This window comes from Paenibacillus sp. FSL P4-0081 (genome assembly GCF_000758565.1).
GTDB classification, from domain to species: domain Bacteria; phylum Bacillota; class Bacilli; order Paenibacillales; family Paenibacillaceae; genus Paenibacillus_AQ; species Paenibacillus_AQ phytohabitans.
This window is the reverse complement of record NZ_CP009280.1, coordinates 1,207,922-1,232,718: the sequence shown is the minus strand read 5'-3', so window position 1 is coordinate 1,232,718 and position 24,797 is coordinate 1,207,922. Positions and strand designations below refer to the sequence as shown.

At 54.9% G+C, this 24,797-nt stretch carries 21 protein-coding genes; 5 read left to right on the top strand and 16 right to left on the bottom strand.

From position 1 onward, the window contains the following. Nucleotides 1-217: 217 nt before the first annotated feature. From P40081_RS05290 to P40081_RS05270, 5 genes are all read right to left on the bottom strand, one after another. Nucleotides 218-853, bottom strand: a complete 636-nt coding sequence (locus tag P40081_RS05290) for a hypothetical protein (protein ID WP_042133861.1) — start codon at nt 851-853, stop codon at nt 218-220. A gap of 35 nt (nt 854-888) precedes the next feature. Next, nucleotides 889-2,160 carry a vWA domain-containing protein gene (locus P40081_RS05285; RefSeq protein WP_042133858.1) on the bottom strand — a complete coding sequence of 424 codons (1,272 nt, stop codon included), beginning with the start codon at nt 2,158-2,160 and terminating at the stop codon, nt 889-891. A 193-nt stretch (nt 2,161-2,353) separates the two neighbouring features. Continuing rightward, a complete protein-coding gene (locus tag P40081_RS05280; protein WP_052421676.1) occupies nt 2,354-4,777 on the bottom strand; it encodes an FtsZ/tubulin family protein in 2,424 nt (807 codons plus the stop codon). A 4-nt stretch (nt 4,778-4,781) separates the two neighbouring features. Further along, nucleotides 4,782-8,171, bottom strand: coding sequence for a tubulin-like doman-containing protein (locus P40081_RS05275; protein WP_042133855.1), 3,390 nt, complete (start codon nt 8,169-8,171; stop codon nt 4,782-4,784). Between the two features lie 89 nt (nt 8,172-8,260). Then, nucleotides 8,261-10,084, bottom strand: coding sequence for a vWA domain-containing protein (locus P40081_RS05270; RefSeq protein ID WP_156118532.1), 1,824 nt, complete (start codon nt 10,082-10,084; stop codon nt 8,261-8,263). A 242-nt stretch (nt 10,085-10,326) separates the two neighbouring features. On the opposite strand from P40081_RS05270, the gene P40081_RS38220 reads away from it, so the two are divergent. The 3 genes from P40081_RS38220 to P40081_RS05260 are packed head-to-tail and all read left to right on the top strand — an operon-like array spanning nt 10,327 to nt 13,254. Then, nucleotides 10,327-10,479, top strand: coding sequence for a hypothetical protein (locus P40081_RS38220; protein ID WP_156118531.1), 153 nt, complete (start codon nt 10,327-10,329; stop codon nt 10,477-10,479). Continuing rightward, nucleotides 10,472-11,395, top strand: a complete 924-nt coding sequence (locus P40081_RS05265; RefSeq protein WP_039305825.1) for a hypothetical protein — start codon at nt 10,472-10,474, stop codon at nt 11,393-11,395. The genes P40081_RS38220 and P40081_RS05265 overlap by 8 nt, the downstream gene beginning before the upstream one ends. 56 nt (nt 11,396-11,451) lie before the next feature. Continuing rightward, on the top strand, nt 11,452-13,254 hold the full coding sequence (locus P40081_RS05260; protein ID WP_042133853.1) for a hypothetical protein: 1,803 nt from the start codon (nt 11,452-11,454) through the stop codon (nt 13,252-13,254). 116 nt (nt 13,255-13,370) lie between these two features. On the opposite strand, the gene P40081_RS05255 is transcribed toward P40081_RS05260, so the two are convergent. From P40081_RS05255 to P40081_RS05215, 10 genes are all read right to left on the bottom strand, one after another. Next, nucleotides 13,371-13,703, bottom strand: coding sequence for a hypothetical protein (locus P40081_RS05255; protein ID WP_039305831.1), 333 nt, complete (start codon nt 13,701-13,703; stop codon nt 13,371-13,373). A 98-nt stretch (nt 13,704-13,801) separates the two neighbouring features. Further along, entirely contained in the window at nt 13,802-14,944 is a 1,143-nt protein-coding gene (gene aroB, locus P40081_RS05250; RefSeq protein ID WP_042133850.1) for a 3-dehydroquinate synthase, read from the bottom strand. Nucleotides 14,945-14,992: 48 nt separating this feature from the next. Next, nucleotides 14,993-15,742: a WecB/TagA/CpsF family glycosyltransferase gene (locus P40081_RS05245; protein WP_042133849.1), complete on the bottom strand. Its 750-nt coding sequence runs from the start codon at nt 15,740-15,742 to the stop codon at nt 14,993-14,995. After that, the gene (locus P40081_RS38215; RefSeq protein WP_156118530.1) at nt 15,739-15,906 is read right to left on the bottom strand and encodes a hypothetical protein; all 168 of its coding nucleotides are present in this window, start codon (nt 15,904-15,906) and stop codon (nt 15,739-15,741) included. Before P40081_RS38215 ends, P40081_RS05245 begins: the two co-directional genes overlap by 4 nt. A gap of 283 nt (nt 15,907-16,189) precedes the next feature. Continuing rightward, complete coding sequence (locus P40081_RS05240) at nt 16,190-17,662, bottom strand: MFS transporter (protein ID WP_197074333.1); 1,473 nt, start codon at nt 17,660-17,662, stop codon at nt 16,190-16,192. After that, complete coding sequence (locus P40081_RS05235; protein WP_042133847.1) at nt 17,629-18,267, bottom strand: cysteine hydrolase family protein; 639 nt, start codon at nt 18,265-18,267, stop codon at nt 17,629-17,631. The genes P40081_RS05240 and P40081_RS05235 overlap by 34 nt, the downstream gene beginning before the upstream one ends. Before the next feature lie 52 nt (nt 18,268-18,319). Continuing rightward, nucleotides 18,320-19,369, bottom strand: coding sequence for an ABC transporter substrate-binding protein (locus P40081_RS05230; RefSeq protein ID WP_042140768.1), 1,050 nt, complete (start codon nt 19,367-19,369; stop codon nt 18,320-18,322). A gap of 42 nt (nt 19,370-19,411) precedes the next feature. Further along, nucleotides 19,412-20,221: an ABC transporter permease gene (locus P40081_RS05225; RefSeq protein ID WP_442950225.1), complete on the bottom strand. Its 810-nt coding sequence runs from the start codon at nt 20,219-20,221 to the stop codon at nt 19,412-19,414. Between the two features lie 111 nt (nt 20,222-20,332). After that, nucleotides 20,333-21,118, bottom strand: coding sequence for an ABC transporter ATP-binding protein (locus tag P40081_RS05220; RefSeq protein ID WP_042133843.1), 786 nt, complete (start codon nt 21,116-21,118; stop codon nt 20,333-20,335). Nucleotides 21,119-21,243: 125 nt separating this feature from the next. Continuing rightward, the gene (locus P40081_RS05215) at nt 21,244-21,618 is read right to left on the bottom strand and encodes a Na-translocating system protein MpsC family protein (protein WP_179093602.1); all 375 of its coding nucleotides are present in this window, start codon (nt 21,616-21,618) and stop codon (nt 21,244-21,246) included. A gap of 283 nt (nt 21,619-21,901) precedes the next feature. Between P40081_RS05215 and P40081_RS05210 the strand changes: the two genes are divergently transcribed. Together P40081_RS05210 and P40081_RS05205 are read left to right on the top strand one after the other, a co-directional pair. Beyond that, the gene (locus tag P40081_RS05210; RefSeq protein WP_042133841.1) at nt 21,902-23,011 is read left to right on the top strand and encodes an ATP-binding protein; all 1,110 of its coding nucleotides are present in this window, start codon (nt 21,902-21,904) and stop codon (nt 23,009-23,011) included. Between the two features lie 35 nt (nt 23,012-23,046). Continuing rightward, nucleotides 23,047-23,748, top strand: a complete 702-nt coding sequence (locus P40081_RS05205) for a class I SAM-dependent methyltransferase (RefSeq protein ID WP_042133840.1) — start codon at nt 23,047-23,049, stop codon at nt 23,746-23,748. Between the two features lie 501 nt (nt 23,749-24,249). Here the strand turns inward: P40081_RS05205 and P40081_RS05200 are convergent. Beyond that, a complete protein-coding gene (locus P40081_RS05200; protein ID WP_144026173.1) occupies nt 24,250-24,756 on the bottom strand; it encodes a hypothetical protein in 507 nt (168 codons plus the stop codon). Nucleotides 24,757-24,797: the final 41 nt, after the last annotated feature.

Sequence of the window (24,797 nt, the reverse complement as noted above, 5' to 3'; positions counted from 1 at the left end):
CCGCTTGCGTCCGAATAGCTGCAGTTCGTGCAACTATACCGGAGCAGAGAGCATGATTAGAGGCTTTTCCCGGGATATAGATGTACAAAATACAATTAAACATCCCGTACAGCAGAAATCTGCCACTTTAGCTGTATGAAATACAGTTATTCCATATCTGGACGTATCCGGCTGAGCTCCGCGCTCCAACTAATATTCCTTACACCCTGCCGGCCGGTCACTCCGGCACCAGCTCGTAATATAAACCGTACTTGCGGCCGTCCGTGAAAAAGATCCGGATGAAGTCGTCTTTGCCGACCTCAATCGGCGGAAGCTGATTTCGTCCGGGGGCGAAATCCTGCACGAACGGGAAAAGCGCCCCGTCCTCCCTGGAGGCGGGATGGCCATCCCGCTTCTTCACGTAGCATAGTACTTCCTTCGGTACAGGCACCTCAGCGGTAATTGTCATATGCACGGTTTTCAGCTTACTAAACAGGCCCTTTTTGTGCTGGACGGAATAATAGATTCTCGCTTTGCCCGCGCTTACCAGTGTCTTGTTGGCACCGTCCCGCTGACGCACCAGCAGCGTCTCCCCGTTCCCGGCCAGCCGGGCATAGATGGTATACGCCACCAGCCCGATCTCATCCAGCCGGTCACGGTAACCGTTATTCGCTTTGTACTCTTCACGTGTGTAGAGCTTCATGCCGGAAGGCGGATGTTCCTCATCCTCCGGTGCCTCCGCAGAGGCTTTATGAATACATACCGCCTGCACGCCATCCGGCCAGCGCCACCGCAGCGTGCAGAACCGGTCTTCCACTCTGGATACCACTTCGGCTATAACCGGTGCACCAGAATCAACCTCGGCGTACTTCATGGCAACATGCTCCTTTCATTAGGTAACCATCGGACTCAGAATCCCTTACTGCCGCGGTTCCGGCGCGGCGGAGGGAATCCGTCCGCAGGTGCGGCCGCGGCTCCGGCGGCTCTCCCCTTGCGGGACAGGCGTCCTTCCCCTACAGGTACTACATAAGTAAACAATGTAAGAATAGCAACGAGCACCAGCAGTGCCAGCAGGCGGATCATTGGATCTGTAACCGTATCCCCGTTGAGACCGAATTCGAGAATCAGTCCGGCAGCGAGCCCGGATAATGCGCCTCCGAAGCTGAAGCTGCGGGCCAGATGGCGGTTATCGAATATAATGCCAAGCCCGAGGCCCAGTGCGGTACCAATCAGGATCAACGCAAGAATCCGCACTACAGCATAATAAGGACTGTCTGCTGCCCTATCACTGCGCTCGGTGAGCAGGGTCCGGTCGCCCAGACGGTCATAAATCTGCTGGAATACCTCGCCCAGACGGTTCGCATCTGTAACATCATAATACTGGCCGCCTGTCACGCTGGCGATATCCTGCAGAAGATTGGAGCCGGACGGATCATCCAGGGCAAGCCCGATGGTATTGACCGCAATGCCGCGGTCTACAAATGCGGTCAGCTCAGTTGACGTATCAAACTGGCTGAAGCCGTCAGATAACAGAATGACCATCGCTCCGCGGTCCGCCCCGTCTTCATTGATGACATTCATCGCTTCTGTAAGAGCCCCGCTGATATTCGTTCCGCCCTCGGTAGTCACCAGGCTGCTGATTACATCCGACACCTTCTGGCGGTTCTCCGCCTTCGAGAGCGGGATCAGCGGCTGGACTACGGAAGCCTCATGGCTGAACGTGACCACGGCCACCTTGTTGTCTTCATCCAGCTGCTGCACCAGTGCTCTGGCTGCTTCGTAGCGGCTGTTATTGGGGTCGCTTTCCAGCATGCTGCCGGAATCATCGATGACCATGATGACATTCTTGACCGGCTTGATGCCGCCAAAGTTCAGTTCATACACGAACTCGGTCAGCGTACCTATGCCAAACAGCAGCACCACTGCCAGCGGAAGCATTTTCCATGACGTACCGAGATAACGGAGCTTCCAGGACTGGCCATTCAGCTTGGGCGAGATCGTCTCGGCAACCACGCTGCCTATCGAGACACAGAGCGCGACAAGGGCAAAATAGATCCCAACCAGTACAATCGGCGGCAGGTCATACGGCCTGCGGTCCAGTAGCAGCTCGCCAAGCACAAAAGCCACACCGCCGCCCAGCAGACTGAAGAGGAGCAGGAGGAGATTGATTTTACGCTGCATTAATATTCATCCTTTCCGGAAAAACCTTAATAATAATGCGCTTGAAACCGGCGCTGTGGGGCTGGAGTTTCTACTGCAGGGTGAATAGGCTGCTAATTCTATTCTTGTGTATTCTGTACAACAGATTGCCGGAAAAAGGGTCTGAAATTTCATTCTATTGCACTTCCTGCAGCAGAATGAGAGGAAATTGTCCTCATCTCATCTCCGGCAATTGCTCCTCAGCAAGACCGTGCAGCTCATAGCCGTTGCCCGCATAAGTCTCATAATATACCTTGCCGTTGCGGTAATAGAGCAGATCCTCCAGGTGGAAGCCGCCCATCAGATTCAGCTTCTCCACTCCGCTCCTGCGCTGCTCATGCACGAAGCCCAAGCGGTAGATGCGGGTGGTCTCGTCCGCACCGAAGGCATAGCGCAGGAATTCGGAGGCACTGTCGCCGAAAAAGTATTTCTCCTCATGCCGGTGCTCCTGCGTATATTCAAACAGGCGGACATTCATTGCCGCCTCCTCTTCGAGACTCCGGTAGAGCTGCTTGAACAGCTCCTCCTTGGAGACAATGCCCCGGTTCTCATAGGCTGCCGCGACATTGGCACGCCGCAGCAGCTCTTCCTCGAACGGAAGCGTGAACGGCCCCGCCGTCAGCAGCTCCCGGCGGCAGATCTCAATCAGCCGCTCAGCTACAGCATCGCGGCCGCGCCGCAGCAGCTCCGAGAGGCTGCCCATAAACCGCTCACTGAAGAAGATATTTCCGCCGCGCCGGGTCTCGATATCCTTCATGACCTCTTCCGTCACGCTGCGGTAGTACTCCATGATGTTCTGATCCACGGTGTCCTTGCTGCGGCCGATGCTGGCAAGGGCCAGGCTCTGCAGCTCCTCCTCCAGCGCTTCCATCGCCAGGACCTTGGCTCTGCTGTCCGCATGCAGCTGCTCAAGCGCCGCATCATAGCGGAGGCAGAGGGCAAGCTCGCTTTCGAGCCGGAGAATTTCATATTTCTTACCATATACGGTATCAAATAAATAATGAATGAAATTACGCACAGTCCGTTTATCCAGCAGCGGCACCCGCTGGAACGGCTGGCGTTCTACACTCTCCGCATAGAGCCGTTCCAGTTCCTCCTGCGCAGAGAGCAGTGCCGAACGCAGTCCGCCCATATGCTGGCGCAGGGCATGGAGCACACTCCCTCCGCCCTCTGCCAGCTCAGCGGTCCATTCTGCGAGCTGATAGAAGGTCACCGGCGGAGTTGCCTGCTCCTCGGCGGCCAGGACGCCGGCCCACTCCCGCGCAGGGTCGATGGCCGCAGTCCTTCTTGTGGACACTTCCGCAAAGTTGCTGCGGAAATAGGCCTGCCCGCCCTCGCCGAAGAGCAGTTCCTCGGCTTCGCGCAGCGACAGCGCCCTGAGCTCCGAGTAGGACGGGCGTCCAAGGCTCATCAGCCCGGTCATCTCCGCAAGGCCGGTATCATCCGGCAGCAGTTCCGCCGCGCGGGCACGCAGGGAATCCGCTCCGAGGCCCAGCAGCGCCTGCCGTTCCTTAAGGCTCCGGCTGTTGCCGGCACGCAGCTTCTCAGCCAGGTAATGCAGGGCATGGTAGAGCACCGCCAGCGCAATCTGCCGGTTGGGCCTGCGTACCGCCGAGAAACCGGCCGAAGCATAGCCTTGTCTGCCCGTGCTGCCCCGGATGCCGCTTTTGAAGGTCATATTATTGTAGCCGCCGTGCCCGGAAGCATGATCAGCCGCAGGCCGGACACGGTTCTTCAGCAGGCTGATATGGGCAATAATCTCATAATTGTCGTCCATCCCGTGAACGGACATCAGTCCGCGCTCGTTCTTGTCGGAGAGCAGATAGACCAGATCGAACAACGCGGAGGGACCATGGCCCACGGGGATGGACAGTCCTTCCTCCGTAACCAGAAGCGGAGCGCTTAAGGCATAGTCCGCCGCCTGCATCCCGTCCAGCTCACGCAGAAAAGCCAGCCCTACCGAGCTGGAATAGCCAAAGTTATCCCCTTGCTCCCGCTCGTTGATCAGTGCATACAGATCGGTCTGCACCGACTTGAAGGACTGGCTGAGGATGGCGCGGGCCAGCAGGGCAACCTCCGGCAGCAGCACATTAAGCGGATCATCGACCCGCGTAACGATGGACAGATGGATGACATCGAACGAAGAATACAGCCGTCCGTAGTCTGCTATGCTGTTGCTTAACTGGCGCAGCGTCCGGTTCATCCCGGCCAGATACTGGCTGTCCTCATGAAATTCACGGTACAGCTCCCGCCGGACCGTCCGGGGATCACGGCCCGCCGTGTTCGGCAGGGCCATGTGCAACACGCGTTCATGAACGCTGCTGTTACCGCTGCCGATCCATCCCTTGATTCCATCCTTCTCCTGCGTACTGCCGCTGCCGCTGGGAGAACCCGCGTGCAGCGCCATGACACCGCCTGCATTGTCCCATTTGCGCTCGCAGCGCTCCAGCACCGGACCGATGGCCGGGGTCACCTTGTCGCCGAGGAACAGAAACAGAGCAGGGTAATGGATGCTGCTGCGCCCATCCCCCTTGTTATGCTGCGCTTCCTCCTGCGCAGCGTACTGCTCTGAATATTGTAAGGCCTGATCTCTGATCATAGGCTTACTTCAGCTTTCTGCGGATGCTGCCGAGCTTGCCGGTCAGGCTCTTGTAGAAGCCGTACATTTCATCGCCGTTCGCATGCTCTACCCGCTCATATTCCAGGCTGTCGCGCGCCTCCAGGAACGATACATACATCCCTTCCAGCTTATACAGCAGCGGAGTCACATCCTCCGCCGCCGTCATCTCTCCGGCCCGGCGTGCCGCCTTGCGCAGCAGGAGACTGCGGCTTTTCTCATCCAGCGCACGGAAATGGCGGTAGACGGCATACTCCACATAGCTGCGTTCCTTCATCAGGTTCGCGAACGGCTCCCAGGCATCTTCGTCTTCGTCACGGTCATAGACATAGAGCGCACCTTTTTTGGTGATGGTATCGGTGTACAGCGCCTCAATGAACTGGTCGATCCACTTGTCTTCATCCAGATGCTGGTGGACCAGCACTTCGAGTTCCGCTGCCTTGGCCGACAATGCGTCGTATTTCGCCAGCTCTTCACGGACACGGGCAATCAGCTGCGGGGAGCGGATCAGGTTCTCCTGGGCCAGCTCACGGTTGATGCTGCCGAAGATGTCCTTAATTCCTTCACGTTCCAGGCCGCCCGCGCGCAGCGCTTTGAGCTCTTCAGCGGCTTTTCTCACTTCGCCCAGATTCGGACGCGAGGAGCCAAGCTGCAGATCATAGCCGCTTAGCATTTTATCCAGATCAAACGGCTTCGTGAAGATGACCGAGAAGCGGCTGCTCGTATTCTCGTCGATGCCTTTCTCGATAATTACACCAGCCTCCAGGGCACGCAAGAAATCCGCACGCACTCTGGCATTATAATCACGGACCCGTGCATTCACGTAGGTATCGCCCCATGACTTCTCCGGAATCGGGGAAGGCAGGTAGGTCCAGTTATCCTTGTCGGTCATCACCAGATGGCGGCCAATTCCTTCCTTGTCCAGGATGGTCCGTTCATAGTTCTCCTCGAACACCCGCAGCGGTGTATATACAAACAGCGGTACTCCGTTACGTGTATTGAGCCAGAAAATCCGGTTCTTAACCTGGCTTTCCTTGATCGTGAACTGCGATTTGCCGAGCGCATTGTTCTGATAATTGCGGATTCCCTTCAGAATACCCGGCGCCTTCACCGGCACGGATACGAAGCCCCAAGACGGGAAGTGCAGACTGCCTGAGCTGTTGCTAAGGTGGAAAATCGGCACCGCATCTTCATCCAGACGTCCGGCGATAATCCGCTCAACGAACTTATCCAGCGGCTCCTCGCGCCCGTATTTCATCACCAGGAAATCTTCCATTGAACGGGTAATGAGATCACCGAACTTGTCGCTGAGGAATTCAGAGATCGAACGGACGATATCAATCTCCTGCTCTTTGACCCAGCGTCCGGAATGCTTCAGCATTTCGCGCGTGAAATCACGGATCAGATCGTCGCCGTCCTTCTGGTCCATCACCTTGGAGATGGTTGCCGAAATATCCGGCACATTGACGATATTCCAATAGTAGGTTTTGTTGCCCTTATGATCAGCCTGCTCTTCGCCATTGATCAGAATGTCGCCATTCTTCTCGAAGATCGAGCTGAGCGCCGTCAGAATCTCTGTGAATACGCCGTAGATCCGGCTGTTCTCTTCATTCAGAAGCTCGTACAGATCCTCGTAGAACTGGATCATCTGCTCGGTGCGCTCCACATCGGCATGCAGCCAGTATTCATTGATCTTGGCTTCGATATAGGCGTTCTTCTTCTTCTCCTTGGAGACAAAAGCGCTGCGCGCATCGCCCAGCTTCTCCTCTGCACTGTCCTGCGCCGTCTCGATATCACGCGGCAGACGGAGCAGGCTCTCCCGCAGCGCTTCAATATACGACTGGATCAGCTTCAGGATACAGAAGCCCTTCTCCGTGTAGAGCAGCCGGGATACATAGAACGGCCCCTGCTCCGGATGCAGGAAGATCCGCTCCAGCTCCTCGCCGAAACGTCCGGTGATTTCACCCGGCAGCTGCTTCTTCGCTTTGATGTATTCTTCCCGCGCACGGGCGAGGAAGTTCTGTTCCAGCTCCGTATCCATGCTGACCACCTGGTTCTTGACCACATTGGCATGGCTGAGGCGCTCACTGTTCTGATAGCCGGGCAGCGGCTCAGGCACACGGGACTCGAAGGTCTTGATCATTGTATCGAGATCAATGCCGAGCTTGCGTGCCATCTTCTCCACATCCTCCTGCCCCGGGGCGTGATGGAACATCTTGTCCATCTTGTCGAAGAGGCGGAAGGCCAGATATGTGGTCATTTCCTCAATCGGCAGCACCGCCGAGGAAGCGCCGATAATGTTGTATTCATAATTCGCAGGATACGTCTTGTTCATCTGTGCAATGTTGGTGCGGATGTTGCTGATATAGTCATGGATGGCGAATTCCTCGCCGGAGGCTTTTTCCTCGCTGGCCATGAAGTTGGTGATATTCTCAGCCGTTACATTCATGCAGTAATCATAGGCATTCTCCAGCAGCTTGCCTTCCGTATTCGTCGCCGAGATGAGATGACACAGATTGAACGGCGGCAGCGGCGAATTAACGCTCAGAATATTGCCGTACTGCTGGCGGAACCGTTCTCCCCGGCTGTCCACATTCATCCAGTAATCCAGCTCTTTGAGCGCAGCATAACCGTTCTTGCGGATATACTCGCGGGTGTGCTCGCTGAGGCTCTTGTTCGCCAGATTCACATCCGGGGTGAACAGGTAACCCAGCGTATTCACGCGGTCGATTCCGGCAGCGCCATAGTCGCGTTCAATAATCCCCCGGACAATGTAGGCAATATCCAGAAAGGCACCGCTGCCTGTTCCGCCGGACAAGCCGGTTAGCAGGAAAACCATCAGCTTCTTGCTGGTGCCGACCGACAGTGTCTTGATCTTCTTATCAATTGCAGCCACGACCTGATTAATCTTCGTGAACAGCAGCAGTCGTCCGGCCTGGCGCACCCCGGCGGCTCCGTTCATCCCGTCTGTGATACTCAGCTCCGGCGACAGCCAGTCTGTAATGTACGAATCAAGAATGCTGCGGTTCTGCAGCAGTCCGCCGATCTCGGCGTTGGCCAGCAGCACGAATTCATTCTGCGGGTCGAGGCCGATGCCTTTATATTTTTTGCCGCGGTCCTGTTCATTGGTCTCGAACGCCAGGAATTCCACATTGTCGGGCTTATCCCGCTTCTTCTTGGACAACGGATCCTCAGGCAGCTTGAAGCGGCGGTTAATCTGGTATTTCAAGCGCAGCAGGGCATCGATGCCCGTGCCGCCAAGTCCGATAATCAGAATCGGGTTGTCTATGGTGTCCACTCTTATTTTGTCGCTGACGATCCCTCCGCCAAGCGATACATCGAGCTGCTGAATATGTTCTCTTACTACCGGTTTCATAGGTTATCCTCCTAAAAGTTATGCGTAGCGCTTCTTCCTGAACATGCTTCGTTCAAAAATTCACTTCGGAGCTTACGCTTAGTCTGCTGTTATATCAAATATTCGAGTAATATCGTCTTATCTACCGTCTGGAGTGAGACCGATACGCGGTCACCGCTCTTCATCTCAAGGCCCCGCGAGGTATCGGCGGCGCGCCCTGACCGCTCCACTGAGATTCCTTCTCCTCCGCGCAGCATCAGCCGGTCATTGTTCCCCGGAGTGAAGACCAGCTTCTCGCTCTCCTTCAGTTCAGGCGCCAGCTGCAGCAGCTGATGCAACGTGAATTTGCCGCGGAAGCCTGCAAGCTTCTTGTACTGCGGATAGGTCTTCTCTCCGGTATTGCCGTCCAGTACTTCCACAACCAGCTGTCCGACAAAACCGCGGTTTGATCTGCGGCGCAGCAGCCAGAATGCGGCGGCGGCAGCCAGCAGGAGTACAATCCCGCCTATAATATAGTAAAGAGTGCTCGGGGACTTCTGATCCGTAACCGGTTCTTCACCAGTGCCTGCCCCCGTGGCCGGAGGACTTGTAGCCACCGTTCCCGTCTTGGCGTTGATTGTCAGCACATCGCTCTCGCGGTAGAAGCTGCTCTCTTCGGCCCGGACCTTAAGTTCATAGGCATGATTGTCTTTTATTTCAAAAGCACCCTTGAACTCAGCACCTGAATTGTCGAGCGCAATCTCCTCCACAGTCCCCGTATCGACATCCGTAGCCAGCAGCACTGCCTTCATCTCCTGGTACAAGCTGCTCTCTGTAACCTCAGCACCGTTGCTGAACAGATGCGAGGAGATATCGACGGTGTCACCTTTGCGGTAGGACTGGGAAGGCAGCACATCGATCTTAAGCTCCAGATCATAGTTGAATACCAGATTGATATCAATTTTGTCCTTCGCCACACCCTTGACCTGGAGCTTCCAGTCTCCCTGCTCCGGCGAGAGCAGCTTGATCAGCGTGTAGGTAGACGACTTGGACAGCAGCACAGCATCCGAGGGAATCGCTACTTCCTTCCCTGACGGATCACTCAGCTTCGCGGTTACAGGCTGCGAGGACATTATTGAAATATTCGCTTCCAGTACACTGCCGTTCGGCACATTGACCGTCACTTCCTGATAGTCGCCATTCGCCGTAATCGACGGCACCGGCACGACCTTCAGCTTCAGATGGCTGGCAAAAATCTCGCTGAGAATCTGCGGAAGATCATCCGCGGAATCCGTTGTGAATGCCTTGCCGCCTGTCTGATCGGACAGATTAGACAGAATATCCTTGTTCAGCTTACCATCCGCATTGAGCCCGATCGTATACACCGGGTACCCCTTCTGCTTCGCAGTTTCTACAGCGGCCTTCAGTTCCTGATCGGACTGGGCCTGCGTAGCGCCGCTGGCTTCATCTAAATCATTGTTGCCGTCGGCCAGCATCACGATCATCGGCTCATGGCCGGGATCACTGCCGTTCTCCAGCACCTTCACAGCTTCTTCCATTCCGACCGCTATATCCGTGTAGGGTCCACGGTTCAGCCCGTCGATGAAATCCTTCAAATCCTGTTTGTCCCCGGCAGAGGTGATGCCAAGCAGGGCCTTCTCGCGCTGCACCTTGTCGGTGTAGGCAACGATCCCCACCTTGTCTCCTTGCGTGGACAGCATATCTATGAACATCTTCATCGCTTCATTCGCGATCTTGTTCTTGTCGCTCTTGTTCATCGAGTTGCTGACATCAATCAGCAGTACAGCATCAATATGGGACGGCGCCGCAGAAGCAGCACTGGCCGCTGCGCCTCCGAAAGGCAGGACAGCGATGCATAGGATCAGCAGCAATACAGGAAAAATGCGCTGCAGTCTATTCTTGATCGTTCTGGGGTTACGGTGTGTACGAAGCATAAATAGGGCTCCTCTTGTGTTAAATTCGGCGGATCTGGCAAATCCGGCAGCATAGCTAAATTCTGTAAATAGTATGCCATTATGATATAATTAAACCTTGTAAACATCAACATAGTGACCGCTGGACCGGCACTCCCGTCTGGTAGAATCGCCATCTTGAAGCGGATGGATTATTCTAAGTATACGCCGTGTTCCTGAATATTTGATTAAAAGACCGTAACCAGAGAGAAAGGAAGAGTTCCATGATTACATACGTCATACTCGGAGTAACGTTCCTCTATGCCGTTATTCAGATCTCCTTATACGCTTCACGCCAGCGGAAGCCGCTTACCCGTGAGGACATAGACGAGCGGCTCCTTGCTGCACTGAACGGAGGCGACTCTACCCGTGAGTAAGAAGAAACCTGTTACCTTCCGGCCGTTCAAGGCTCCCCGCTATTCTTATGAGAAGCTCCGTATCTGCCGCCGCTGCGGGCGTTACACCGCCCTGGGCGAGGAACGCTGCACCCGCTGCGGCCGTGCCTCACTGACTCCCGTGGAGAAGCAGGCGGTATCCATTGCCGGGCGCAAGATGCATACCCGGCTGCTGCTCATCCTCCTGCTGACTCTGGCTTCGGTTTATTTCGGCCAAAGCCTGCAGCAGATGGCGCTAAGCGGTGCCGGCGGCATCGTGATAGCCGGACTGGTCTACTATACGCAGCGAAAAGTACGGCAGAACGAAAATCTGTATGCCCTTAATGAGCTGCTGGGCCGGAACATCCTCAGAATTAAGGAAGATCTGGAGCTTAACCGCCAGGAGGCAGTATCCGTCCTCCGCGAGAATGATGTCCTCGCTTATGAGAAGCTCCGCGAGATCTCCATTCTGCTGCGCGGAGACCGGATCTCCCGCCAGCGCGTAGCCCTGCTGCACGGCTTCCAGCTGCGCAAGGACATGGTTCTGGAGCTGGAACAGCTGCTGCTGAAGGACTTCGAGCCGCTGCTCGCTGAATATATCGGTGAAATCGCCAAGGTCCGGCCCGATTTGATTAAAGACCGCACCCTCCGCTATGTTAAGAACTACGAAGTGCAGATTCTCGAAATGGACAAAGGGCTGGCTATTCTGACTGTCGTTGCCGGGGCAGCGGTACGCCTGAAGCGTTATGCACTGCTCTATTCCGGGCTGATCGGAAGATATGTACAGGAGCTGCCCAAGGACCGCTTCCTGCGCTTATCCCGGCTGATTGCTGCGAACCCCTATGAGCCGTGGAACGGCCTGGATGCCAAGGTGGCGGAAATCCGCGAGCTCAAGTACCGGTGGGACCCTGAAGTATAAGGATGATAGCTGGCAGCACGCGCAATCCTTATATCCGAATAAAGGGGCTATACTATATGACGATCAAACAAGCATTAACCCTGCGGAATATTATGATCATTCTGTGTATCTTCATGCTGGTTCTGCTGGGACAGAAGGCTCTGGGGATAGAGGACAAGATTCAGACCGTGCGTGAGGCTGAGCGGCTGTATGCTGCAGGAGAGCTCATCGCTGCCGAGAACCAGTACCGGCTGGCAGCGGCAAATACGGCAATCTTATACAAGGAAGAACAGATTAACGCACGGCTTAAAGAGCTCGCTCCCATAACGGCTATACGCAGTAGCCTAAGGGGACTGGTATTAACCCTGGAAGACCAGTTGACGGTCAAGGATTTCACCGGATATATGGAGAGTTATGCCTCCCTGCTCAGCCTGAAGAGCAAGTATATGGTTACGGGAGGACCTTATGAAGTCTATTATCGCCAGCTGTCCGCTGATTCAGGCATTTCGGAGAAGATGACGGCAGGGTTCCGGCAGTTCAAGGAGCAGTTTCTTGCCGGGCTCACGGAGAGCCAGAAGAACGCAGCGAATAACACGACCGGCGCCGGAAGCGCAGAGAGCGTCAAATGGAGCCTGCTGCAAATCCCCGAGGCCTATTACGGCGGGGCCGGGGCCAAGGAAGAATTGCTGGCCGCGAAATTCGAAGCTCATGACACCGCCAGACTGAAGGCTCTGGCGGCAGCCGGAAGCTTCCAGCCTATGCTGGACAGCGCCTTATCTATGGAAGAGGCTTATCAAAGCCATAGTTATACAGCGGACTGGATTGAGGATCAGGTTCAGGAAAGTACCACACTTATCCTGAACAAGGACCTGGACGGCGATCGTACCGCCGCCTTCGCCGGACACGCTGTTGCCTACCGCAAGTATGCAGAGTCAGCTGGCCTGAAATCTTCCAAAGTGCTGAAGCTGATCGACAGCAGCACCACCAGGCTGCTCCGCGAGGCGGCGCGCCAGGTCCGGGGCGGACAATATGCCGAAGCCATCCGGCTCTACGGGAATCTTAATCCGCTGCAGGACACCTCCGAGGCGGTTGCCGCTGCGACACTCGCCTGGAATACCGCTGAACCTGTGCGGCTACTGCCCGGGGGAGATGTCCAGGGCAGCTATAAACTTACGGCCTCCGTCACCGGACGCTATGGCGCTAAGGTGGCTGTGGCCGGAGTGGGCGCCAGCGGCAGGCTGGTCTACGCCGATATGAGCGATGACGGAACCCTCTCCACCCGCACCGGCGATGTGGTTGCGGATGCGGCTGCGCTGATAGAGCTTACTTTTGACGAGTCATTGTCTGTCTATTCAGAAGTACCTGTAGTTACAGCTATAGGCAGCCGAGAGGACGGGCGCCGTACGTTCACCGCCTACACCATTAGGCCCGAGGGGATCTCGCAGCTGTTCAGCTTTGCCGGCAACGGCTATGAGCTGATTGCAGAAGACGGCTCCATCCGCGTATCGGATACAGATCTCGCCGACGGTCAAGACGGGCAGACGGCCATTTTCCGCCAGGTGAACGGCGCGTATGAGTTCTCGGAAATATACCGGGAGGTTACGTATACACCTATAGATGCTTCACAGCTGGAGCTTCATCCTTATGAGAAGGTGACTCTCTCGTGCAATATTTACATCGGCTCTGCCGGGAGAACGGTCGCCAGCTCGAACGGGCGTTATCTGATCCTTCAAGGCGAAACCGGCGGGGTTACCGGATTAGCTGTCGCCAGCGGCCAGTTCGAGAACGGCTATGAGCATGCTCAGACGGATGCCGGCGAGCAGTATGTACCTGTCTTTATTGTAGATTCGATTGGTAGTTTAAGCATTCAGATGCCCTGATGCCGCTGATGTTCCGGTCATGCCAGAAGACGCAAGAGATGAACGGTGATTCTGCCGTTTGTCTCTTGCGTCTTTTTTGGGGGAACCCTAATTCCCAAGTCTAACTGCTGACTGGCTTAAGCACGCCCGGCCTTGGCGGTTTGCAGTTTTCTTTTGCGGCCGAATAAGCGTAAATATCGTTTGCGGGTATACAGCACATCCGCCGATGCCGTCAGGGTATCCTTCACCTCAGTGAGCACCGCCTGCGTTTCCTTCACAGCCTGCTTCATCCGTCCGAGCTCTGACTTCACACCTTCCGATCTCGACTTCGCCTCGTCCAGCGTTTCCTGAACATTCGTTTTGAACTCATCCACCGGAGCCTTCAGCCCGTCCACCGATTGCTTCACACCGTCCAGCGACTGCTTCAGCCCGTTGATGCTGTTCTTGAATTCCTTCAGCGGGTTGCCCATATCGATTCCTCCTAAATTCCCTTTATCTACATTTACCCAGATTGGAGGGGGCAGCTTCCCGATCGGTTAAAATAAAGTGCAGCACTCTTTAATATGCATCAGTTGCCGCGCATTTCCTCCAGCAGCTCCATAATATCCGCCTCTTCAACCGGAACCGAATAGGAGCCGTCTGCGAAACGTTTCATCTCCCCGATGCCGTCCTGGAAGACGAAGCGGATGCGGCCGCTGCGCACTTTTTTGTCCGTGTACATCTTGTCCACCAGCGCCCTGTTAGCAATAGAATCCGGGATTTCCGTCGGCAAGCCCGCCTTCTTCAGCAGTGAGACTACACGATCAGCCTGCTCAGCCGTCATATATCCATACTTCACACCCAGCCTGGCCTGAATGACAAGCCCGACTGCAACAGCCTCGCCATGCAGCAGCTGGTAGCCGCTGAGCGCCTCAAGTGCCCGGCCTGCCGTATGCCCCAGATTCAGAATCTGCCGCAGGTTGCTCTCATGCTCATCCTGTTCTACCACTTCGTATTTGATCCGGCAGTTCGTCAGCGCGATATGCCCGCATACGTCCGCATCCAGGATAAGCCCGCCCTGTTCTGAGATGACCCTGCCGATATTCTCCTCCAGGTAACGGAAGAATGTCTCGTCCGCCAGGCAGGCATGCTTGATCGTCTCCGCCAGACCGCTGCGGAACTCACGGGCCGGAAGGGTGCGCCATGCTGCCAGGTCTATGTACACTTTGCGGGGCTGGTGGAACACGCCGATCAGGTTCGTGGCGACAGGTGTATTCACGCCGGTTTTGCCGCCGACAGAGGCATCTGCCGCTGCCAGCAGAGTGGTTGCATAATTCAGGGCAGGGACCCCACGGCCAAAGGTGCCTGCCAGAAATCCGGCCAGATCCGTTACGGCTCCGCCGCCCACGGCAATAATGCAGCAATCCCGCCCGTAGGCCTGGTTTAACAGCTGGTCTTCCAGCAGCGCCTTGGTTTCACGGGTTTTGGAGCTCTCTCCGGCCGGAAAAGAAAATAAATCCGCCTGGAAGCCGCTACGCCGCAGCAGCTCCAGTAAGGGACGGCCATACAGCGGCTCGACCGTAGAATCGGTAATAATGGCGAACTTGCTTACATCCGGCAGAAGTCCCTGCTGCAGATCGCGGATCAGGGAACCGAACAGACCCTCGCCAATCTCAATAGTGTAAGAGTGATCGACTACTTTTTTGAGTACCACTTCAAAGCTCTTAGACATGAACTCTGCCCCTTTCCTGTTCAACACTCTTCAATCGAATGATCTCCTTCATTTGCGGATCATCGTCCGGTAGACGAATTTGGGCAGGGCGGATTGTCTGCGCCAGCGTGATTTCTGGCCTTTGGCAACGGGTGCGAACAAGAGCCTGTGGGCCCACTCCAGATTCAGCTTTTTCCAGATGGCCGGTGCCGGCTTCACTTTGCCCGAGATTACGTCCAGACTGCCGCCAACGCCAAACACAACCTTAACCCCGCTGAGCGCCTCCTTATGCTTATACAGCCATTTGTCCGAGTAGGGAGCGCCCATGGCAAGAATGAGAATATCCGGCTGGGCCTGCTGAATACCGGCGATAATTCCTGGCTCCTCGGCCGCTGTAAAGAATCCGTGATGCCTTCCGGCAATCTTCACCTGCGGATAGCGCAGGGCGATTCTCTCCACCGCTTGTCCGCTGGTCACTTCATCCGTTCCGAGGAAATAGAAACTCCAGCCCCGCTCATTCCCCTTCGCAAGCAGGCTCAGCAGCAGATCGTAGCCGGTCACCCGCTCCGGAATGGGATTCCCCTGTCTTCGTGCCGCCATTACAATCCCGATCCCGTCTGGTACGATCAGATCCGCCGAGCAGATGATCTCGCGGAGTCTCCCGTCCGATTGACTAGCCAATGTAATCTCCGGATTCGCTGTAATCAGGTGAAACAGCCCTCCCTGTCCGCCCCCGATGTGCCTGTCCAGCAGCGAGGTTGTCTGTTCAAGCGTCAGCTTGGAGAATGGAACTCCGAGAATGGAAACCTTGTCCTTCATCGTTTCACCTGTCCTTCCCAATCCTGTAGAATAACCCACTGCACCCGCGGCTCTCCCAGAACCGAATGCATTGAACCGGTATAAACCAGCTTGTTATGTATGCCTGTTACCTGAAACTGATTGAGCGAGCCGCAGTCCACCCGAACGCCCGCAATATCCGCCATCCTCCAAGCCAATGCCGTTCACTGTTAACTTTTATGTAAAGCAGGCTATGAATCTCATAAGATAACCATATATTTACACGGGCAATTCCACCATACCAACATCGGTATTTCTTTTCAATGCTGAAAATTACTTTAGCTGCTTCCGGCTTCTCCGCATCCGCGGACGCAAAGCTCCGGATGCTCCCGACATGGTCATTTGCCGATGGAACTAACCATTTTAAGAAGCGGGACCTCCTTCTTGTTTCAGCACAAAAACCTCTGCCCGGCGGGCAGAGGCTCCTTCTTATTTATAGGGTATATGCAGTTGCTCCGCCCCTTTGCGCTTGCTGCTGTGACGGAAAGAATACAGCTGCCAGACTGAAGAAAGGCCTACGGCGGCTGCACAGACTACGAATACGGCCAGATAACTCCCGTTCGGACTACCTCTGCCGCCAATCATCAGTCCGCCTGCCGCCGTGCCGAACATCATGCCAATGTTGCGCGACAAGGCAAGCAGGCTGCTGACCCGGCCAAGCTGCGATTTCGCCGCCAGCCCCATAACAATACTTGTGTTAGGTGAAGTAATCATCCCCATTGCGCAGCCGAGCAGCATAACCGGCAGCACCATGGCACTTGTCCTCAGCACAGGTGAGCCGAAACCCAGCGCCAGCAGCGTGACACTCATCAGCAGCAGTCCGGCCGTCAGGATGCCGAGCGGCCCTTTGCGGTCCGCGATGCTCCCGCTGACAGGAGCGGTCACCACCAGCGCCAGCGGGTATCCAATCATGATCAGCCCCACCCAGGCTGGCTCAGCCCCGGATATACGCAGTAGCGAGGGCAAAGCCAGCTGTGCGGCGAAGGCCGCCATATATGTGATAACCGTAATGGCGATGCCGGCGGCAAAGCTCCGGTCAGTGAACAGGCTGACACCGCTGTCCGCTGGCGGGAATTCACCAAGCGCCCCCCTCTTATCCCTGCTGCGGGAGAAGCGGGCATGTGCCGTATAAGCGGCCGCCATTCCCGCTGAAGCCGCCAGCAGCAGAAGCACAGGCGGAGACAGGAAGGAGGAGCGGCCGCCGAGATCGAAGGCGATCATCAGCGAGGAGAGACAGGCCGCAAACCAGGCGGCTCCGGCGAGATCCAGCCTGCCTCCGGCCGTTTCCGTATCCCGGGGAATCAGCCTGTGCGCAAGCACGCCTACGCCCGCCGCCACTCCGGCCAGCAGCCAGAAGTTGCTCTCCCAGGTGAACCACTGGATCAGGAAGCCGCCAAGACCGGGGCCTGCCATGGAGCCGGCAGCGACGAAGGTGCTCATCAGCCCCAGTGCCCTGCCCCGCTGCCCGGCCGGAAATACAGAGACAATGAGGGCCATATTGGTCGCCTGATACATGGAGGCGCCGGCTCCCTGCATGACTCTGAAGCCAAGCAGCATGGCTTCGTTCTGGGCAAGCGCACAGCCCAGGGCTCCCGCCGCGAAAGCGAACAGGCCCAGATTATGCACCTTACGGCGGCCGAACCTGTCTCCCAGCCGTCCCATTACAGGCAGCAGGACCGAGATCACCAGCAGATAGATACTGACGATCCACTGGGCAGAGGCCACCGGAAACCGCAGATCAGCCGCAATATCGATGAGCGAAATATTGAACATACCGGCAGACAGATTGGACAGAAAGGCCCCAAGGCAGATGACCACCTTGACCGCCGAATGGTTTACGGCTTCCCCGGAAGACCGTACCGGTGAATTCATAATATCCGCTGCAGGGCGGGCTGATTCCACATCTTCCAGCTTTCTTCAATATCTGCGGCTGAAGCCACCACGCCGAAGTAGCCCTTCATGTTCTCCAGCGTCATCTCATGAGCGGCCCGGGAATAGGAGGCACAGGCATCCTGAACCATCACAATCTGATAATCCAGCATGAAACCGTCCCTTGCCGTCGACTCCACGCACACATTGGTACTCACTCCTGTCATAATCAGGGTTTCGATCCGCTGCGAACGCAGCACAGAATCGAGGCGGGTATTGATAAAAGCGCTATACCGGTGTTTATTGACAATAATCTCCTCAGGAAGCGGGGCCACCTCATAGAATTCAGCCCCCCAGCTTCCTCTGCGGCAGACTCCCAGCGAACCGCGCCCGGAGCGGGAAGTCCAAACGGGCGAATCGGTCGCCTTTTCATGGAAGGTCTGGATATAGATCACCGGCACGCCCTGTGTTCTCGCTGCCGCGATCAGCCCATGCAGCTGCGGCATCATCTCCCGTACGGCTGACACATCACTTCCGCCAGTGGCGAGTGCTCCTTCCTCATGGCAGTAATCATTCTGCACATCTACTATAATAAGTGCGGTTTTATCAGGCATAATCAGATCGGCAGTTAATTCCATCATCTTCACCTCTTTAGTTTTTGAAGGCCTATGGTACGGTGTTCAGCTTAGCTTATTTCACTGCTGTCTTGTTCACAAACTGCATATCGACCAAGTCCTCGTAGGTATATTCGCCTTTGTAGATTCCGGTCTTAATCATCACGTTCATGTCCTTATCCAGCGCCTCCTCCGAAATGATCCCATCCGGACTCCAGAGCCGATCGGCATACGCCCGGTCAAGCGCAGCTTGTGCCGCTTCATCGGATAGTGTAGGGAATTCAGCCTTCAGGACGCTCATCGCCAGAGCTTTATCCTCCTGGATGGCTTTCAGTGCTTTCACAACGGCGTTAACCGCCTTCTGCACCGTTTCCGGGTCCTTCTCCAGTGTCGACTTCTTCACGCTCAGCACAGAGTAGGCATAGTCGCCCATATCATGGAACTTGTAAAAAGGTTCTTCCCATACCCCCTTGGCGATCCCGTCACTGATCTGCGGCTCGGCGCCGTTCGCAATATCCGCCGCACCCTGCTGAACCATTGCTACCACGGTTGAACCATCCGCCGGCTCGAGCAGCCGCACATCCTTCTGCGGATCAAGCCCCAGCTCCAGAAGCAGATATTGGGTCAGCAGGTTCGGGGTTCCGCCATGCCGTCCGGCATTCAATTTCTTATCCTGCAGGAAGGCTTTCAATTCCTCATCAGAGCTGCCCGCAGGGGCTGTCCCTTTCTTGGCCATCAGGTAAACATTCGCACGGTTAACCACATTGCTGACTGAAACGATCGGGTCGGAGTTGCCGATATTCGCAAGTGCATTGGATTCCGGTCCGCCGATGACGCCCCAGGCATCCCCGCTGACCACCGAGGTCACATGTGTACCGCCGGCAGCCTGAAGCATTTCAACCTCAAGCCCTTCATCTGCAAAATATCCCTCGCGTTGCGCTACATACAGCGGCAGATAACCTGTGTAATGCAGCGGCTCGGCAATGACCAGCTTCTTGAGTTTTCCCGCTTCGTTGCCGGCAGCGGCGGCTTCAACTTCCGCATTCCCTTTGCTGCTGCATCCGGAGAGCAGGATCATTACGGAGGCAAGCAGGACGGCGGACAGCTTCACTTTGGTTACATTCATCATCAGGTTCTCCCCTTTATCTTATATAGGATTGCTTAGGTCTCAAGCCTTCTTCATCCCGTATCCCTTGGACAGCCATTTCTCCAGCAGTACCACTCCCGCATACATCACCATCGACAGAACGGACAAGACTACAACTCCCACCCAGACGAGATTGATATCAAGGATCGTACCGGCGTAGATCACCATGCGGCCAATCCCGTGGCTGGAAGCAATGAATTCCCCGACAATCGCACCGGCCAGCGAGAGGGCAATATTAATCCGCAGACTGCTGATCATCCAGGGCATCGCCCAGGGAATGACCACCTTGGTAAACACCTGATGGCGTTTCGCGCCCAGCGAATACATCAGCTTCTCCATATCCTTGTCCACACTCTGCACGCCGCTGTGCGCCGACAAGGCGGCAACGACTACCGTCATGGCAAAAGCGAGCGCCACCTTGGAGAAGAATCCGATGCCCAGCAGAATCACCAGCACAGGAGCAAGCGCCAGCTTGGGCATGGCATTGAGCAGGATCAGGAACGGTTCACTGATGCCGGCGAATCTGCGTGACCACCAGAAGGATAAACCGAGCAGCGATCCGATCAGGGTTCCGCCGATGAACCCAAGAATCGTCGAGCTGGAGGTATAAGCGATATCCTCCAGCAGAGTACCCTGCGTCATCTGTGTCCATGTTGTGCTGAGAATCCGTACCGGGCTGCTCCAATAGTACGAATCCATCCAGCCGATCCGCGTAAACAGCTCCCAGCAGAGTACGATCAGCAACCCGACCGTCAGCCGCCCGATTCCAACAATCCGCTGTGTCCGGCGCCTTGCCCCCTCTTCATCCACGATGACGGGTTCCTTCTGCATTTTCTCAGGCTTGACCGAATGGATCGGGGCCGGCTCCAGCTTGTGAATCACATACCCTTTCTTTTGTACACTCTCCATGGTTGTTCTCTCCTTCTGTAAGTTTTGTAAGTTCTACGAGATATGGGCTGCCGGCTCTTCGCCTCCGCCTGACAGCAGGTCCAGCAGATGGGCTTTGAGCTCCATAAATGACGCAGATACCGTATCCTCCTTATGTCTCGGGCGCGGCATATCCACAGAAATCTTGGAGATGATTCTGCCCGGCCGTCCGGAGAAGACATAGATGTCATCAGACAGGTAGATGGCTTCATCAATATCGTGGGTGACGAATAACACCGTCTTGCGGAAATCCTCCCAGATCTCCAGCAGCCAGTTCTGCATGGTCAGCCGGGTCTGGGCATCCAGTGCGCCAAAGGGCTCGTCCAGCAAAATAATATCCCGGTCGTACAGCAGCGTGCGGAGCAGCGCTGCCCGCTGGCGCATGCCTCCGGACAATTCTGCCGGATAATGGCCGCCGAAGCCTTTCAGTCCATAACGGTCCATCAGCGGCTGGGCCCGGGCTACCGCTTCCTTACGCGGCACCCCGCGGATCTCCATGCCCAGAATAATGTTATCCAGGATCGTCCTCCAGGGGAGCAGCATGTCCTTTTGCAGCATATATCCGACATATCCGGTCTTGCCAACTATATCCTCACCGTCAGCAAGCACGCTGCCGGTAGACGGCGGAATCAGTCCTGCTATGATATTGAACAATGTGGATTTGCCGCAGCCGCTGGGGCCGATTATACTGACAAATCTGCCTTGCTCTATAGAGAGATTCGTCTCCTGCATGGCGATAATCTCCTGGCCGTCGCGGCGGAACCACTTGCTCACACCGGCAATCTCAATCTTTGCTTTCATAGAATCAGCTCCTTATTAGGTTTAACAGCATTTGTAAGCCCGGATAAACAAAAAGCCGCCAGTTTTAGACACAGCCCCAGAGGGCTAATGTCCGAAAACTGACGGCAGGCCGGCTCTCCGGAAGATCAGAGTTCCAACGTAACGTTCAGGTAATGCTCGAGGTCCTTCTCCAAAATTATGATCGTACCGGAATACTCGGTCTCCACATCGTAATCTTTAAGAACGGCCTTGATATTCACTTGAAATTCATCCAGAAATGCCTGCTTGATTTCACACTTGAATACTTCATGCAGCACCAGATTAATCTGGCGGCTGGCCGTGGCATCATGGGCATCCAGCACCTTCAGTACGGGCACCCGGCTGTTAATGGATAGAATAATAATCTTGTTCCCCACGAAGTCGACCTTCTGCTGCTTGACGCCGGCGTTAAACAGCTTCTTGTTGATTTCGTTATAAATCCTTAAAATATCCTGTTTCCATTGTCCGGCGGAAGCGATCATTGCGATCACACCTTCATAGCTATTGAATGTTACATTATGTCACAAGTACGTCAACAACTGCATCATTGTCCACCGCTTATACATCATTATAGATAAAAAGGTAGAGTTGTCAATAAATTTACGTAAGATAAATTAACACGTTAATTAATATTTCGGAATATATGTAATGTTAGTTTACACATAAAAAGATATCATCCTAAATATTTACAAAATAACGCTAATGAATTACAATCACTACGTAACTACGTAATTACATAATTTCGAAAGCAGGTGATCTTCCTTCATGACCCGTGACTTAAGCAGCGAACTGGATACGCTGAAGCAGCAGGTTGCCGAGCTTCAGGCGGCCGTCCAGCATTGGAACACTGAGCGGAGAAGCTTGGCAGGCCATGCTGATCCGCCGGAATCTGTGAATTCAGCCGCAGAAGCGGGGCTGCCCGGCGCGGGACGCGGATCTGTATTTTATTCCGGCCATGCCCGTCTTAACGGACAAAGCTACCGCTGGGAACCCCATGAGCGTCCGATGGAACAGCTGCTCGAAGTGAACAACGAGAAATCAGCCAAAGTACTGGCGGCATTAAGCAACCGGCAACGGCTGGACATTCTGAAATCCGTCATCCAGGAGCCGCTTACGGGCACCGAGCTTGTGGAGCGTCTGGGTATGGGCACTACCGGCCAGCTGTATCATCATCTCAAAGCATTGACTGGCGCAGATTTATTAGTGCAGGAGAGCGGAGGCCGTTATGCCTTCCCTTCCCACCGCCTCCTCCCCTTCCTCCTGCTGCTGGCTTCGGTTAGTACTCTAGAGGATACAAGTGACTATATGGACACGATGAGAACGAGAAATAACGCGGGGATTTATCTGGGTCCTGCACACAATTTCGATGTCCACCATCTGCTGTGGGCTGTTATCGAGAATCCGGTGATGGAGCATGCGGCCGGATATTGCAGCGAAATCGGGATATTCCTGCATGATGACGGGAGTGTCACCGTAACAGACAATGGACGGGGAATTCCGGTAGCGTCTCTACCGAATTCCAACATACCAGCTGCGCAATCCATTCTGACCGATATTCATAGATTTAATGGAGACGGAGCTTTTAAGGTGCCTGGTGCTGAGCAGGGAATCAGCATTGCCGTGGTCAACGCCCTCTCCGGCAGACTTACCGTTGATATCCGGCGCGGCGGCAGAATGTACCGCCAGGAATATAGGCATGGTGTGCCACAGTCCGGACTGATGACGGTTGGAATCGCGAAGGATACGGGGACAAGTGTGACGTTTAAGCCGGATCAGGAATTTCTGGGCACAGGCTTTGAACAGGCACGGCTGAATGAACACAGTCATGAGCTGATGAAGGCATATCCGGGGCTCTCCATCTTCATTAACAACTAAACCGGGTGAATGAAATGAAAGGAGACTGCTGCTATATGAAACATGAAACGATCTATAGTCATGAGGATACGCTGAAGATGCTTGACTCTCTTTTTCGGGAAGAAGGGCAATGGTGGGATCAGTTCTACGGGGACCGGAATAAAGGGATTCCTTTCTTCAAGGATCGTCCGGATGAGAATTTGGTTGAATACGTAAGCAAGCGGCATATTACACCCGGCAAGGTGCTGGAATTAGGCTGCGGGGGCGGCAGAAATGCGGTTTATCTGGCTCGGCAGGGCTACGCCGTGGATGCCATTGACATCTCTCAGGCAGCGGTAGATTGGGGAAGGGAACGCGCCCGCAAACATCAGGTGGAGGTGAATTTCGCCCGCAGCAATATTTTTGACCTGAGCCTGGAGCGAGGCAGCTACGACCTCATCTATGACAGCGGATGTTTCCATCACATCTACCCCCACCGGAGAGTTACCTTTCTCGAATTGTTGAACAGCACGCTCAAGCCTGGCGGGCATTTCGGACTGGTCTGCTTCGCGGCTGGCGCCATGGGTGCGGAGATCACTGATTGGGAGGTGTACCGGCAGCGGAGCCTCCGGGGTGGATTAGGATTCACCGAAGACAAGCTTAAGAGCTTCTTCAGCGGTTTCGAGCTTATAGAGTTCAGACGCATGCGCCAGATGGATCAGGAGGATGCGCTGTTTGGTGAAGCTTTTCTGTGGACTGCCTTGTTCAGAAAAAATTAACGGCGTACTTCTCTTCTTCCACATCCACACCATGTCAGGTTTGGCGTAAGTGTACTGCTCATCTACTCTATCGTTGATGCATTATACTCGATTTTTCGCATACATTCGGCTCATCAACCCTATCGTCGGCACAATGTATTCGGTTTTTCGTATACATTCGGTTCATTTACCCTATCGCTGGCACAATGTATTCGGTTTTTCGTATACATTCGGCTCATTTACCCTATCGCTGGCACAATGTATTCGGTTTTTCGCATATATTCGGCTCATCAACCCTATCGTCGGCACAATGTATTCGGTTTTTCGCATACATTCGGCTCATTTACTCTATCGTCGGCACAATGTATTCGGTTTTTCGTATACATTCGGCTCATCAACCCTATCGTTAGCACATTGTACTCGGTTTTTCGCATATATTCGGCTCATCTCTACCTGTCTTTCTCTTAAGCCCCCGCCGAAAGGATCGCCGTACGTAGGAGTGCCGCTGCTCTCCGCTTCCGACTAACCGGAATTTCTCCGTGACTGTGTACCGGCTTTCCGCCGCAGCAGTGCTGCAATCCACGCTACAAGGATAACCAGTGCGATCCCGCCAGCCAGAATATAAGCATTATAGAACAGGTTGTTGGTATATTGATTGATCCAGCCGAAGCGGAATACGACGGAATCCTCATCTCTGGTGAAACCTCTCAGATGTACTCTCAACGCATCGACATATCCGGTTTCCAGCCAGATGGCGAGCGGCAGCACAATAAGCGCTGAGACGGCAATCAACAGACTTGGTATGCTGAATACGGATTTCATCCGGAATAATCGGTAGAGCACCATGCCCGCACTGCACAAAAGAATAATGCCAAACAGCCATCCCGCCGCAAGCATGATAATTCCCGGATTGCCGTTGCCGGATATCGTTCCGCCGGTTTTATATGTGAATGTCATCCCATCCGTCAATACTACCAGGATGATGTTAATCAGCAGCCATATCAGCAGTTTCCGCCAACCCTTGCCCATATCCATTCTCCCCTTTCCATAATTAAAAAAGGCTGAGTGCC

What these genes read in the sequence shown, in the direction of transcription:
- P40081_RS05290 (WP_042133861.1), bottom strand. Translation starts at nt 853, where the DNA reads ATGAAGTACGCCGAGGTTGATTCTGGTGCACCGGTTATAGCCGAAGTG.
- P40081_RS05285 (WP_042133858.1), bottom strand. Translation starts at nt 2,160, where the DNA reads ATGCAGCGTAAAATCAATCTCCTCCTGCTCCTCTTCAGTCTGCTGGGC.
- P40081_RS05280 (WP_052421676.1), bottom strand. Translation starts at nt 4,777, where the DNA reads ATGATCAGAGATCAGGCCTTACAATATTCAGAGCAGTACGCTGCGCAG.
- P40081_RS05275 (WP_042133855.1), bottom strand. Translation starts at nt 8,171, where the DNA reads ATGAAACCGGTAGTAAGAGAACATATTCAGCAGCTCGATGTATCGCTT.
- P40081_RS05270 (WP_156118532.1), bottom strand. Translation starts at nt 10,084, where the DNA reads ATGCTTCGTACACACCGTAACCCCAGAACGATCAAGAATAGACTGCAG.
- P40081_RS38220 (WP_156118531.1), top strand. Translation starts at nt 10,327, where the DNA reads ATGATTACATACGTCATACTCGGAGTAACGTTCCTCTATGCCGTTATT.
- P40081_RS05260 (WP_042133853.1), top strand. Translation starts at nt 11,452, where the DNA reads ATGACGATCAAACAAGCATTAACCCTGCGGAATATTATGATCATTCTG.
- P40081_RS05255 (WP_039305831.1), bottom strand. Translation starts at nt 13,703, where the DNA reads ATGGGCAACCCGCTGAAGGAATTCAAGAACAGCATCAACGGGCTGAAG.
- aroB (WP_042133850.1), bottom strand. Translation starts at nt 14,944, where the DNA reads ATGTCTAAGAGCTTTGAAGTGGTACTCAAAAAAGTAGTCGATCACTCT.
- P40081_RS05245 (WP_042133849.1), bottom strand. Translation starts at nt 15,742, where the DNA reads ATGAAGGACAAGGTTTCCATTCTCGGAGTTCCATTCTCCAAGCTGACG.
- P40081_RS38215 (WP_156118530.1), bottom strand. Translation starts at nt 15,906, where the DNA reads ATGGCGGATATTGCGGGCGTTCGGGTGGACTGCGGCTCGCTCAATCAG.
- P40081_RS05235 (WP_042133847.1), bottom strand. Translation starts at nt 18,267, where the DNA reads ATGGAATTAACTGCCGATCTGATTATGCCTGATAAAACCGCACTTATT.
- P40081_RS05230 (WP_042140768.1), bottom strand. Translation starts at nt 19,369, where the DNA reads ATGAATGTAACCAAAGTGAAGCTGTCCGCCGTCCTGCTTGCCTCCGTA.
- P40081_RS05225 (WP_442950225.1), bottom strand. Translation starts at nt 20,221, where the DNA reads ATGCAGAAGGAACCCGTCATCGTGGATGAAGAGGGGGCAAGGCGCCGG.
- P40081_RS05220 (WP_042133843.1), bottom strand. Translation starts at nt 21,118, where the DNA reads ATGAAAGCAAAGATTGAGATTGCCGGTGTGAGCAAGTGGTTCCGCCGC.
- P40081_RS05215 (WP_179093602.1), bottom strand. Translation starts at nt 21,618, where the DNA reads ATGATCGCTTCCGCCGGACAATGGAAACAGGATATTTTAAGGATTTAT.
- P40081_RS05210 (WP_042133841.1), top strand. Translation starts at nt 21,902, where the DNA reads ATGACCCGTGACTTAAGCAGCGAACTGGATACGCTGAAGCAGCAGGTT.
- P40081_RS05205 (WP_042133840.1), top strand. Translation starts at nt 23,047, where the DNA reads ATGAAACATGAAACGATCTATAGTCATGAGGATACGCTGAAGATGCTT.
- P40081_RS05200 (WP_144026173.1), bottom strand. Translation starts at nt 24,756, where the DNA reads ATGGGCAAGGGTTGGCGGAAACTGCTGATATGGCTGCTGATTAACATC.